10 protein-coding genes are annotated in these 12,354 nt (G+C 72.3%); 5 read left to right on the plus strand and 5 right to left on the minus strand.

The features are described from left to right. Nucleotides 1–40: 40 nt before the first annotated feature. Both OG866_RS37880 and OG866_RS37885 read right to left on the minus strand, forming a co-directional pair. Entirely contained in the window at nucleotides 41–997 is a 957-nt protein-coding gene (locus OG866_RS37880; protein ID WP_329341836.1) for a cyclase family protein, read from the minus strand. Further along, nucleotides 994–1,974 (minus strand): fumarylacetoacetate hydrolase family protein, encoded by a 981-nt coding sequence (locus OG866_RS37885; protein ID WP_329341838.1) that lies wholly within the window; start codon nucleotides 1,972–1,974, stop codon nucleotides 994–996. Before OG866_RS37885 ends, OG866_RS37880 begins: the two co-directional genes overlap by 4 nt. 136 nt (nucleotides 1,975–2,110) lie before the next feature. Here OG866_RS37885 and OG866_RS37890 point away from each other — a divergent pair, with 136 nt between their 5' ends. Continuing rightward, a complete protein-coding gene (locus tag OG866_RS37890; RefSeq protein ID WP_329341839.1) occupies nucleotides 2,111–3,022 on the plus strand; it encodes a LysR family transcriptional regulator in 912 nt (303 codons plus the stop codon). Here the strand turns inward: OG866_RS37890 and OG866_RS37895 are convergent. From OG866_RS37895 to OG866_RS37905, 3 genes are all read right to left on the minus strand, one after another. Then, nucleotides 3,019–4,269: an MFS transporter gene (locus tag OG866_RS37895; RefSeq protein WP_329341840.1), complete on the minus strand. Its 1,251-nt coding sequence runs from the start codon at nucleotides 4,267–4,269 to the stop codon at nucleotides 3,019–3,021. The two genes, OG866_RS37890 and OG866_RS37895, sit on opposite strands and share 4 nt — an antisense overlap. 234 nt (nucleotides 4,270–4,503) lie before the next feature. Beyond that, nucleotides 4,504–6,480, minus strand: a complete 1,977-nt coding sequence (locus OG866_RS37900; protein ID WP_329341841.1) for a sensor histidine kinase — start codon at nucleotides 6,478–6,480, stop codon at nucleotides 4,504–4,506. Nucleotides 6,481–6,551: 71 nt separating this feature from the next. Further along, the gene (locus OG866_RS37905; protein WP_329341842.1) at nucleotides 6,552–7,952 is read right to left on the minus strand and encodes an aldehyde dehydrogenase family protein; all 1,401 of its coding nucleotides are present in this window, start codon (nucleotides 7,950–7,952) and stop codon (nucleotides 6,552–6,554) included. Nucleotides 7,953–8,013: 61 nt separating this feature from the next. On the opposite strand from OG866_RS37905, the gene OG866_RS37910 reads away from it, so the two are divergent. The 4 genes from OG866_RS37910 (at nucleotide 8,014) to OG866_RS37925 (ending at nucleotide 12,346) form a co-directional block, all read left to right on the plus strand. Beyond that, nucleotides 8,014–8,493 carry a DUF1569 domain-containing protein gene (locus tag OG866_RS37910; protein WP_329341844.1) on the plus strand — a complete coding sequence of 160 codons (480 nt, stop codon included), beginning with the start codon at nucleotides 8,014–8,016 and terminating at the stop codon, nucleotides 8,491–8,493. Beyond that, a complete protein-coding gene (locus OG866_RS37915) occupies nucleotides 8,486–9,106 on the plus strand; it encodes a TetR/AcrR family transcriptional regulator (protein ID WP_329341845.1) in 621 nt (206 codons plus the stop codon). Before OG866_RS37910 ends, OG866_RS37915 begins: the two co-directional genes overlap by 8 nt. A 213-nt stretch (nucleotides 9,107–9,319) precedes the next feature. After that, nucleotides 9,320–10,855 (plus strand): MFS transporter, encoded by a 1,536-nt coding sequence (locus OG866_RS37920; protein WP_329344485.1) that lies wholly within the window; start codon nucleotides 9,320–9,322, stop codon nucleotides 10,853–10,855. A gap of 516 nt (nucleotides 10,856–11,371) precedes the next feature. Next, nucleotides 11,372–12,346 carry an Lrp/AsnC family transcriptional regulator gene (locus OG866_RS37925; protein WP_329341846.1) on the plus strand — a complete coding sequence of 325 codons (975 nt, stop codon included), beginning with the start codon at nucleotides 11,372–11,374 and terminating at the stop codon, nucleotides 12,344–12,346. Nucleotides 12,347–12,354: the final 8 nt, after the last annotated feature.

The following is a 12,354-nucleotide window of genomic DNA, read 5'->3' on the forward strand; positions in this document are numbered from 1 at the left end:
GCGACTTCGGGCGGCGGGGTCAAATGGAGGGCGAGCGGAGCTACTTGATGGCGATCGGGTTCACGGGGGAGCCGACGGCGCCGGTGATGGGGAGCGGGGCGGCGGTGAGCCAGAACTCGTACACGCCGTCGTCGGCACAGTCCGCCGCGAGCGCGTCGAGATCCCACATCTCACCGACCAGCAGGCCCATGTTGGGGATGACGACCTGGTGCAGCGGCTGGAAGGCGTTCTCGAACTCGTTGGGCCGCACCTCGAACCCCCAGGTGTCGGTGGCGATCGCGGCGATCTCGGTGCGGTGCAGCCAGCCGGCGCTGGTGAAGGAGAGGCCGGGTGCGGGCCCGCCCGCGTAGTCGCCCCAGCCGTCGCGCCTGACGCGGGCGAGCTGTCCGGTCCGTACGAGAACGAGGTCACCGCGGCCGACGGTCACCCCGTGGGCCTCGGCGGTCGCGGTGAGATGCTCCTCCGTGACGGCGAAGGAGTCCGGCAACTCGCCCTCGGTGCCCCAGACGTGACCGACGTCCAGCAGGACGCCGCGCCCGGCGACGTACGGCGCCATGTGCTCGATGCCGGTGACGAGGTCGCCGTCGGAGGTGACGACCTTCTCGGCCGCCCGCCCGTTCCACGCCCTGCCGTGGTCGAAGATGTGCCCGAGCCCGTCCCACTGGGTCGAGCACTGCAACGGCATCGCGATCACGTCGTCGGCGCCGCCGATGCCGTGCGGGAAGCCCTGGTTGCCGAGGGCGGCGTCGGTGCCGGTGTCCAGCATGGTGTGGACGGGGTTGGTCCGGCGCCGCCAGCCCTTCTGCGGGCCGTTCATGTCGAAGCGCTGCGACAGCGAGAAGCTCACACCCCGGCGGACCAGGGCGGCCCCCTCACGCCGCTTGGCCTCGTCGAGGAAATTGAGGGTGCCGAGGACGTCGTCCGCACCCCAACGCCCCCAGTTCGAGAACTCCTTGGCGGCCTCGGCGATCGCGCCCTCGGGGTCGTGCCGGTTCACCCGGTCTCCTCGACACATCGGGTGCGCTGCGCACCGAGACCGGTGATCGAGCCCTCCATGACGTCGCCGTCGCGCAGCAACCGCCCCCAGTGGATGCCGTTTCCGGCCGGGCTGCCCGTCAACACCAGGTCGCCGGGCAGGAGTCGGGAGGTCTGCGAGATGTACGACACCAGCCGGGCGACGCCGAAGAGCATGTCCTTGGTGGACTCGTCCTGCATGGTGTCGCCGTTGAGCTTGAGGGTCACCCGCAGATCACCCGGGTCGGCGATCGACCTGGCCGGCACCAGCCAGGGGCCCAGCGGTGTGAATCCGGGCGCGTTCTTGCAGCGCAGCCAGTCCGTGCCGATGGCCTTCATGTCCCGGCGGAACACGGTCGCCCGGTCGGTGAGATCGTTGGCGATCGTATACCCGGCGACATACTCCAGTGCCTCCTCGACCGGCACCCGGTACGCGGGCCTGGCGATCACGGCCGCCAGCTCCAGCTCCCAGTCGGGCTGCTCGGCCCACTGCGGGAGGACGATGTCGTCGTAGGGCCCCGCGATCGTGCTCGGCAGGCCGATGAAGACGTACGGCAGGTCCTCGGCGGCCCGGCGGTCCATGATCGCGGCGATCTCCGCGCGGGCCTCCTCGACCGTGCGCGGGTCGTCGGGGGAGCGGTGGGCAACCTCCAGGTCGATCACGTGCTGCCGGTAGTTGGCGCCGGACTGGAAGATCTGCCGGGGCTCCAGCGGGGCGTGCACACGCAGACCCGCCAGCGGCAGCCGGTCGAGGGTGTCGGCGTCCGCGAGACGGTGCAGCAGGGGCAGGGCCTCCTCCCACCGCTCCACCACGGCACGCACGTCGGACGGCGCCCAGGCCAGGGCCCGGCTCAGGTCGAGCACCCGCTCCCGGGCCAGAAGGCCGGGGAAGGGAGCCCCGTCCGGAGCGGAGAACGTGCCGAGGGCGAAGGGGCCGGCAGGTTGCGCGAGCGTTGACATCAGATTTCCTCCTGCTGGGATGCGGTCTACTCTGACCTCGATCGGCCAATCACGGAAATCGATCCTGCGGATGAGCCGCATCCACGCCATGGATAGCCCTTCCATGGACCGCCCTGAACGTCCCAGGTGGTGCCCGGTGAACCTGTCCCGACTCGACCTCAACCTCGTCGTCGCCCTGCGCGCTCTGCTGGAGGAGCGCAACGTCACCCGGGCCGGCGAGCGGGTCGGGCTCAGCCAGCCCGCGATGAGCGCCGCGCTGTCCCGGCTGCGCCGGCATTTCGACGACGAACTGCTCGCCCGGACCGGGAACGCCTACGAGCTGACCCCGCTCGGCGTCGCCCTGCGCGACCGCAGCGCCAGCGCCTGTGACCTGCTGGAACGCCTCTTCTCCAGCCAGGCCGACTTCGACCCGGCGGCCGAGACCCGCGAGTTCACGCTGCTCGCCTCGGACTACGGCGCGGCCGTCTTCGGAGCCTCACTGGCCCGCGCGATGCACGAGGAGGCACCCGGCGTCCGGCTCACCTTCCAGCACCCGGCGCCCTCGGTGGTCGAGAACACGGCGGCCGTGCTCAGCACCGTCGACGGCCTGCTGATGCCGCACGGTGTCATCGACGGCTTCCCCGCGGTCGACCTCTACCAGGACCGCTGGCTGTGCCTGCTGGCCGACGACCACCCCGATGTCGGCCACGAGCTCACCCTCGACGACCTCGCCCGGCTGCCCTGGGCCGTGTACCAGCGCCCGTACGACGCCCCCGTGGCCCGCCAGCTCAGCATGCTCGGCATCAGCCCGCGGGTGGAGGTGTCCGTGCAGACCTTCCAGCTGCTCCCGCACATGGTCGAGGGCACCCGCAGGATCGCGATGATCCAGGAACGCCTGGCCCGCAGGGCGGTCCGCTCCGCGGCGGTACGCGTCCTGCCCTGTCCCTTCGAGGCGGTCCCGGTGGGCCAGGCGATGTGGTGGCACCCGGTGCACACGCAGGACGCGGCGCACATCTGGCTGCGACGGAAGGCGGAGGAGGTGGGGGAGACGCTGACAGCGACTCCCTAGGGGCGCGGGGAACTGCGCGACCAACCACGACGGCCCGCAGTCGGACGACGACCCATGAGACCCACACCGACACCGCCCGCGGCAACCCCCAACACCCCCACCGCCCCCGCCAGGCTCCCCACCACGGCCTCCCCGGCCAGCAGCACCAGCGGACAGACGAACTCCCCGCCGAAGAACGCGGCCAGCCACAGCCCCGTCCCGCGCCCCCGGTCCGCGAAGGCCAGCCGGGACATCGCACTGGTCAGCAGGGCCGGCAGCAGCATCCCGGTGCCGACGCAGTTGATCACCGCCCCGATCACCAGCAGCGCCGCGTTCCCGGCCACGGACATCACCCCGAAGCCGGCCGCGCACACCGCCAGCGCCACGGGCAGCAAGGGCTCGGGCGCACGCCTCAGCCGCGCGAAGACCACCGCCCCGCCCATCGTGGCAGCGCTGGCGACCGCGGTGGCCAGGCCGATCACCCCGGAGCTCTCGACGCCGAGATCGTCGAGCAGGTACGACATCTCGACCGGCACGGTGTAGAAGACCATCGCCCCGAAGAAGGTGAGCGCGCAGACGCCGCCCAACTGCCGCCAGGGAAAGGCGCGTCGGGGTTCGACGACCGCTGCCGATCCACTCGTCACCGGCGCCGGCAGCGCCGAGGCCATCAGCGGCGCCAGCACCAGGCTCACCGCGTACACCCAGAACGGCACCCGCCACCCCGCCGACCCGGCGGCCCCGCCGAGCACGAAGAAGACGGTGGCCGACGCGGAGGCGCACATGGTCTGAAGGGCGAGGTACCTCACGCGCCGCTGCCCGCTGTAGTAGTCGCCGATCAGCGTGGTGCAGCACGTCATGATCGCGGCTTCGGCGACCCCGACCAGCGCCCGGCTCGCGATGATCGCGCCGAGGGACTCCAGCCACAGCGGCGCCGTGCCGAACCCGGCGTACAGCACGGTCGCCACGATCAGCAGCCGTCTGCGGCCCAGCCGGTCCACGATCACCCCGGCGAACGGTGCGAGCAGCGCGAGCGCCAGCGCCGGGACGGTCAGCGCCAGCGGCACCAGCGCCTTGGCGCCGGGCACCGACGCGAAGTGGTCCTGCATCTTCGGCAGCACCGGGGCGATCAGCACCGCCCCCAGGATCGGCAGACAGCTGCCCGCCATGAGCAGCGTCACGCGCAGCAGATGGGCCGGGCCCGAGACGGTGACGGGCGACACGGCGGCGTCGTCCGTCACGGTGGGGGACGGGGGCACGGAACCGGGCATGGCGACTCCAGGGGAGGGGTGCGGGAGCGGGCATGCCGGGCGAGGCGCCGACGCGGCGCACGGCATGCGGGGGACGTCCGCACCTGCGCGGGCGGCGGTGGCCGGGCCGGACGGCGGGGTGCGGGTAGCGACGACTATGAGCGGCCTGGCCCGCCCACCGCCATCCCTCCCGCGATCCGAATCCCGTATCCACCGCATCCACCCCGTGAATGGGCTCGCGTTTGTGGAGGCACCTCAGAAGGTGCTGTACGAGGGTGCTCCCTCGTCCGCCAGCGTGGTGTACGGCAGCATGACCAGCGCGATGGCGCCGGACTGCGCCCGGGCGGGGCGCAACTGGACGCGGATGCCGTGCCGTTCCGCGAGACGGCCCACCACGAACAGCCCCATGCGCTGGGAGATCGCCGAGTCCACGGTCGGCGGGTCGGCGAGTTTGCGGTTGAGGTCGGCGAAGTCCTGCGGGGTGAGGCCGACCCCCTCGTCGTGGATCTCCACCATGGCGCGGCCGTCCGGGAGCTGGGCGGCGGTGACGCGTACCGCGCTGCGCGGGGAGGAGAACGTGGTCGCGTTCTCCAGCAGTTCGGCCAGCAGATGCACGAGGTCGCTGGCGGCACGCGCGTGGACCAGGGTCTCGGGGATGCCGGAGATCTGGATCCGTTCGTACTGCTCGACCTCGGACGCGGCGGCCCGCACCGTGTCGATCAGCGGCATCGGCTGGTCCCAGCGGTGCCGGGGCTCCTCCCCGGCGAGCACGAGCAGGTTCTCGCCGTTGCGGCGCATGCGCGTCGCCAGATGGTCCAGGCGGAACAGGTTCTCCAGCTGGTCGGGGTCGGCCTCGTGCTTCTCCAGGTCGGTCAGCAGATGCAGCTGGCCCTCCACCAGCGCCTCGGAGCGGCGCGAGAGGCTGGTGAAGATGGTGCTGATGTTGCCGCGCAACAGGGCCTGCTCGGCGGCGAGTTGGACCGCCTCGCGATGGACCTGGTCGAAGGCCCTGGCGACCTCGCCGATCTCGTCCCGGGTGGCGATGGGGATGGGGGTGACCCGCGTGTCCACCGGATGCGGGCGGGGCTGGGACAACTTGTCGACCAGCGCGGGCAGTTGCTTCTGGGCGATGTCCAGGGCGGCACCGCGCAGCCGGCGCATGCTGCCGGTCATCGAGCGCGCGACCCACGCGGCCAGCAGAAAGGCGAGCACGACCGCGGCGACGACGACCGAGGAGTTGACGACCGCGTCCCGTCGGGCGTCGTCGGAGATCCCCTCCGCCTTGGCGAGCGCGGTGTCCGTCAGCTGCACCTCGACGCTGCGGTAGGCGTCGAAGGCAAGCGTGGAGGCGGTGAAGTAGGACTCCGCGGTGATGCCGTCGGCCGCCAGCTGCTCGGCCGAGGCGCCCGACGAGATCTCGTCGATCATCTCCGCCAGCGGCGGCGGGGCGACGAACGTCTTTCCCGCGTCCGCCGCCTGCTGTGCCGCCGTGGCCGTGAGCGCCTTGCCTTTCGCCCGCGCGGCGGCCATGGCGTCGTCGAGCCGGTTCATGTCCTCGGTGGTGCCGGCGCCGGCGAACTCCTGGAGCGCGACCTGCTGGAGGTAGGCGTAGGAACGGAACGTGGCCAGCTGTACGGCCAGTTCACCGTCCGCCTGCTTCTCGCGGTCCTCGACCAGGACGCGCTGGCCGATCGCCCGGGTCAGCGACTCGGCGGCCTGGGTCAGCGAAATGGCGTAGAGCGTACGGCCGAAGCTGGCCTGGTTGCTGCTGCCGAAGCCCAGCTCGTTCGAGAGCTCCATCAGGGGATGCTGGACCAGGTGGTATTTCTCCTCCGTCTGGACGCCGGGCAGCTTGTCCGTGAAGGCGTCCTCACGCAACTCCGTCAGGGCCTTCTCGCCGGTGCGGACCGCCGCGACCCGCTGGAGCAGCCGGGCCGAGCGCGGCATGTTCGCCACCGCCGCGTCGAAGTCCTCGCGGTCCTGGTCGGTGATCGCCCGGGCCTTCGTGATCGCGGCGTCCGACCGCTTCCCCTGGAGCAGCGGGACCACCGACACGTCCCGTTCGTTGATGACGTCACTCGCGTACTTGTTGGCCGTCTGCACCAGTTGGGCGACCCGCACGGCGTCCTCGGCGTCCTGGAGCGTGTCCACCGAGCGCTTCACCCGGAAGGCCCCGAGGGACAGCGCGACCAGCACCGGTATGAGGAGGACGACGTACAGGCGTTTCGCCATGCGCCAGTTCTGCATGGATAACCGGGCCCGGCTTGCTGTTCTCACGTGCGTGAAGGCCTTTCGTGATGGGGTCAGGTGAACCGGCGCAGGATCCGGTCCTTGCCGCGGGTGAACGGCGGATACGCCAGCCGCAGGGTGTCCGGCAGCCGCGGCTTGTCGAGTACGGCCTTGAGATGGCTGAACGTGTCGATGGAGTGCGTCCCGTGGTAGCGGCCAAGACCGCTCTCCCCGACCCCACCGAACGGCAGCCCGGGTACGGCGAGATGGGCGTTGGGCACCCCGAACGCCAGGGCGCCGGAGGAGGTTTCCGCCGTCAGCCTGCGCTTGGACGCGGCGGAGGCGGTGAACGCGTAGAGCGCGAGCGGCTTTTCGCGCGCGGTGATGAACGAGATCGCCGCGGTGAGGTCGGGGACCCGGACGACGGGCAGGATCGGCCCGAAGATCTCCTCGCGCATCACGGGGGAGTCGAGGTCGACGTCGGCGAGGACGGTGGGCGCGAAGTAGAGCCGGGAGCGGTCGTGTGCACCGCCGACCACGACCCGGCCGCCGGCGGGCAGCGCGGCGAGCCGGTCGAAGTGCCGCTCGTTGACGATCCGGCCGTAGTCCTCGCTCGTGGCCGGGTCCGGGCCGTACATCTCCCGGATCGCGGCGCCCAGCGCCTCCTCCAGGCCGTCGGCCGTGTCGCCGACGGCCAGGACGTAGTCGGGCGCGACACATGTCTGCCCGGCGTTCATGAACTTGCCCCAGGCGATACGGCGGGCGACCGCGGTCGGATCGGTGCCCGGTTCGACCACGACGGGGCTCTTGCCGCCGAGTTCGAGGGTGACCGGGGTGAGATGCCGGGCGGCAGCGGCCATCACGATGCGTCCCACCGTGCCGTTGCCGGTGTAGAACACATGGTCGAACTGCTGCTCCAGCAAGGCTGTCGTCTCCGCCACGCCCCCTTCTACGACGGCGACGGCCTCCGGGTTCAGTACCCGGGGCAGCCACTGTGCGAGGGCGGCCGAGGTCGCCGGGGCCAGTTCGCTCGGTTTGACGACCGCGCAGTTGCCCGCGGCGAGCGCGCCGACCAGCGGGGCCAGGGCCAGTTGCAGCGGATAGTTCCACGGGCTGATGATCAGTACCGTGCCCAGTGGCTCGCGCACGGTGCGGGCCCGGGCCGGCGCCAGGGCGAGCGGTACGCCGACCCGGCGCGGGCGCAGCCACCGGTCCAGATGGCGCAGGGTGTGGTCGATCTCATTGACCAGGAACCCGATCTCGGTGGTGTACGCCTCCGTACGGCTCTTGCCGAGGTCGGCGCGGAGGGCCGCCGCGAACACCTCCTCATGCTCGGTCAACATCCGCCGCAGGGCGCGGAGTTGGGACTTGCGCCAGGCCAGGGGGCGGGTCAGGCCGGTGGCGAAGGCGGCGTTCAGACGGGAGACGGTGTCGGACGCCGTGGCGGGACGTGCCAGGTCTGTGGAGGAGGGCATGCGGGCGAGCATAAACGAAACGAAAGCTTTTCGTTTCTGTATTCGGTTTATTCTGTGGCCCATGAGTCCCGAGCGCTCCGCCACTTCCCCGAATCCCCCGGCCCTCCAGGCGTCGGCCGTGCTGCTCCGCGGCGCCCTCGACCGCCCCGAGCGGGAGCTGTTGCCCCCCGGCGGCCCCTGGAACCTCTCCCAGACGCTCCAGCACTGCGCCCAGACCGTCCGCTACTCCGTCGTCGGCTACCCGCGCCTCAAGCCCGCCCTGTTCCGGGCCACGGCGGGCGCGCTCGCCAAACGGCTCTTCCTGCGGCGCGGCGCGATGAAGCACCCGCTGGGCGCGGAGATCGACGGTGCCCCGCCGCTGGCGGCGGACCGGCCGGCGGCGGACGCCCTCGCCGACTTCGAGGACGCCGTCGCCCTGTTCACCGCCCACACCGGCGACCACGCCGCGCATCCCGCGTACGGCCGCTGCACCCACGAGGAGTTCGAGCGCCTGCACGCCTTCCACCTCGCCGAGCACCTCCCGGGGCTGACGCGTGACTGACGTCGTACCGCAGCGGGGGCGGCCCCGTGACGCCTCGCGGGACCGGGCCCTGCTGGAGGCCACGCTCGCCGTCCTGGCCGAGAGCGGCTACGGCGGGCTGACCACGGCCGCGGTGGCCGCCCGCGCCGGCGTCTCCACGGCCACCCTTTACCGCCGCTGGTCCTCCAAGGAGGACCTGGTGATCGCCGCCGTGGCCGCCTTCGCCGGGGACCTCGGGGCCCAGCCCGACACCGGCACGCTCGAAGGCGACCTGCGCGACCTGCTGCGGGACAAGGCCGTCGCGCTGACCGGCCGCAGCGGTCAGCTGATCCGCACCCTGATCGGTGAGGCCGCCCACAACGACGCCCTGGCCGAAGCGCTCACGGCGGCGCTGATGGCACCGGTGCGGGAGCGGGTGGACGTGCTCGTGGAGCGTGCCGTCGTACGGGGTGAGATCCCGCCGCTCGACGACCGCGAGCTGGCCGGTGACCTGGTGATCGGCCCGGTGGTGAGCCTGTTCACCCTCGCCCCGCAGCCGCCTCACGAGATCGCCGAGGCCACGGCGCTGGCGGCGGCGGACCGGCTGCTGCCGTTCGTGCTGCGCGCGGTCGGTGGGGGATCCGTGACGCACTGAGGGCGATGTCGAAGATCCGTGCCTGAGGGGTGCCGGATATCGGATTTCCGGCGATCGACGGCCGGTGGCTGGATGGGGGCGGCGGGCGGCACTCAAGGTGGGCGCCGTCAGTCGCTCCGCGCCCGGTAGCTCCGGCGCCCTCAGGAAGAGTCCCTCGTGAACGCCACGACCACGGCACACGCACCGCAGGAACGACGGGCCGCCACGCTCGTCATGGCCTGCGTCGGTGTGTTCGTCGCCTATCTGCCGGTGACCACCGTCTCCGTCAGCCTGCCCGCCATCCAGCGGGCCCTCGACGCCTCCACCGCCCAGCTCTCCTGGGTCTCCGACGCGTTCGTCCTGCCCATGGCCGCGCTCATCCTGACCGCCGGGGTCTTCGGTGACGCCCACGGCCGCAAGAAGGTCTACCAGGCGGGCCTCGCCCTCAGCGGCCTCGGCGCCCTGGTCGCGCTGTGCGCACAGAACATCGAACTCGTCTGGGCCGGACAGGCCCTGGCCGGCGTGGGCTCGGCCGCGCTGCTGCCCACCACCCTCGCCCTGATCAGCCACGCGGTCCCCGATCCGCGCGAGCGCGGCAGGTTCATCGGCCTGTGGGCCACCGCGCTCACCGCCGCCCTCGCCCTGGGCCCGCTCATCGCCGGCGTCGTCCTCGACCACTTCGGCTGGCGCTGGATCTACCTGCTGCCCGTGCCGGCCTCGCTCCTCGCCGCGGTCTGCGCGGCCAGGCTGCTGACCGACTCCCGCGCCCCGGGCTCGCGCCGACTGGACTGGCCGGGCCAGACCACCGCCGCACTGGCCATCACCGCCCTCGTCTACGGGATCATCGAGGGCGGCGCCACGTCCTTCACCGAACCCAAGGTGATGGTCGCCCTGTCGACCGCCGCGGTCGCAGCCGTCGCGTTCGTCCTGGTGGAACGCTCCAGCGCCGACCCCATGCTCGACCTCTCTTTGTTCCGCAGCCCGGCCTTCACCGCCACCACGCTGATCGCCATGATCAGTTTCCTCGGCCTGATCGGGTTCTTCTTCGCCCTCAGCCTCTACTTCGGCATGGTCCAGCATCTGTCCACGCTCGACGCGGCCTGGCGGCTGCTGACGGTCACGGTGGTCCCGCTCGCGCTCGGCGCCCCCGTAGGCCGCCTGGTCCACCGGGTCTCGTCGCGGCTGCTCATCCCCGGCGGCCTCCTCGTCACCTCCGTCGCTCTGCTCTCCCTCACCGGCATCGACGCGCACACGTCCTTCGGGTCACTGGCCTGGCGGCTGGCGCTGCTCGGCCTCGGACTGGCCTTCGTCATCACCCCGATGACCGCCACCGCGGTCAGCTCGGTGCCGTACCACCAGGCCGGCATGGCCGCCGCCGGCAACAACGCCTTCCGCCAGGTCGGCGGCGCGCTGGGCCCCGCGATCCTCGGCGCCCTGCTGTCGGCCAAGGCGGTCGACGCCCTCCCCGGCCACCTCACCGACGCGGGCCTCACCGGAGCGACCGTCCGGCAGGTCGCCGACGTCGCCGACCACGACGGCATAGGCGCCGTCGCCGGAATGAACCTCGGCGCGGACACGCCCCGCGTGCTGACCGCCCTCTCCGACGCCTTCCTCGACGGCCTCCAGCTCTGCCTCACCGTCGCCGCCGTCCTGACACTCCTGGCAGCCGTCGTAGGAACGCTGCTCCTACGACGCCCAGACCACCCGACACCCACCAAGCCGGCCGAGCACAGCCCGAAGACATCCGAGACCCCATCACCGGTGGGGTGACCTCCCAACGCGACCGGCGCCGCCGCGTTACGGGACGGCCCCGGAACACGGCCGGCATCGCCGGTTGACGGGACGGTCTCCAGAACGCGGTCGATGCCCCGTCGCCGACGGGACGGCACTCGTACGCGTCGGTGCCCTCGTGTGTGGGCCGTGTTCCGACCGCGGTCGGTGTCGTCGGCCCGCGGGACGGGCTCCGGGCGTGGCCGGGGCCTTGTCGCCGGTGGGACGGCACTCGTACGCGGCTGAGATCGCCGTGTTACGGAACGGCCGCCGGCCGCGGTCGGCCTCGCCGTCCGGCGGGACGGCACCCGAACGTGGGCGGCGTCGCCTCGCTTGGCGGGAGGGCAGTCGGCGTACCGGCCGTGCGCAGCGAGCGGGGCGTCGGTTCGGTGGTGGCGCGGCGTCCGTGGGGACGGGCACGGCGCGCCGCAGGGGCCCGGGATCGCGCAGGATGATCCCGGGCCCCGCGACCGGGCGGAAGCCCGCACCGCACCGCACCGGATCAGAAAGGCCGCCGTGGACGCTCAGCCCCTCGACGCACTCGACCTGAAGCTGATGCAGGCCCTGCAACTCGACGGGCGGGCGCCGTTCAGCCGGATCGGCGAGGTGCTCGGGGTGTCCGACCAGACCGTCGCCCGCCGCCTCCGGCGGCTGCGCGCCACCGCCGGGCTACGGGTGATCGGCATGCTCGACGAGAGCCGGCTCGGCCGCACCGGCTGGATCGTCCGGCTGCGCTGCACCCCCGACGCGGCCGAGCAACTCGCGGGCGCCCTGGCCCGCCGCCCCGACACGACCTACATCGACCTCGTCTCCGGCGGCACCGAGGTCCTGTGCGCGATGAAACCGCGCAGCCGGCAGGAACGCGACGAACTCCTCTTCGGCCGCCTCCACCGCACCCCGCGCGTCACCTCCGTCAGCGCCCACTGCCTGCTCCACCTGTTCTACGGCGGCCCGTTCGGCCTGCTCCACAAGGTCCGGGCGCTCACCGCGGACGAGGAGGCGGCGCTGTGGCCGCCGCGGCCGGAGGCGGCCGACTCCGCCGTACAACTCGACGCGGAGGACGAGGCGTTGGTGGCCGTGCTGCGCCGTGACGGACGCGCCGGCCTCAACGAACTCCAGGCCGCCACCGGCCAGTCGGAGTCCGTCGTCAAGCGCCGCGTGGAACGGCTGCGCGCCTCGGGCATCCTCTACTTCGACGTGCAGTACGACAGCGCCGCCCTCGGCCTCGGCACCGGCGCGATGCTCTGGCTGACCGTCGCGCCCTCCGCCCTCGCCGACGTCGGAGAGGCGCTCGCCGCACACCGTGAGGTCGGCTTCGCCGCCGCGACCACCGGCCAGGCCAACCTGGTCGCCTCCGTCGTCACCCGCGACGGCGGCGAGCTCTACCGCTACCTCAGCGAACGCATCGGCGCCCTGAAGGGCGTCCAGACCGTCGAGACGACCCTGACACTGCGCCGGGTCAAGGAGTTGACGTACGAACCGACGCGGTGACATGTGGC

The organism is Streptomyces sp. NBC_00663, assembly GCF_036226885.1.
Taxonomy (GTDB): domain Bacteria; phylum Actinomycetota; class Actinomycetes; order Streptomycetales; family Streptomycetaceae; genus Streptomyces.

Coding starts and splice junctions, on each gene's coding strand:
- OG866_RS37885 (WP_329341838.1), bottom strand. CDS start 1,974: ATGTCAACGCTCGCGCAACCTGCCGGCCCCTTCGCCCTCGGCACGTTC.
- OG866_RS37895 (WP_329341840.1), bottom strand. CDS start 4,269: ATGCCCGGTTCCGTGCCCCCGTCCCCCACCGTGACGGACGACGCCGCC.
- OG866_RS37900 (WP_329341841.1), bottom strand. CDS start 6,480: ATGGCGAAACGCCTGTACGTCGTCCTCCTCATACCGGTGCTGGTCGCG.
- OG866_RS37905 (WP_329341842.1), bottom strand. CDS start 7,952: ATGCCCTCCTCCACAGACCTGGCACGTCCCGCCACGGCGTCCGACACC.
- OG866_RS37910 (WP_329341844.1), top strand. CDS start 8,014: ATGAGTCCCGAGCGCTCCGCCACTTCCCCGAATCCCCCGGCCCTCCAG.
- OG866_RS37920 (WP_329344485.1), top strand. CDS start 9,320: ATGGCCTGCGTCGGTGTGTTCGTCGCCTATCTGCCGGTGACCACCGTC.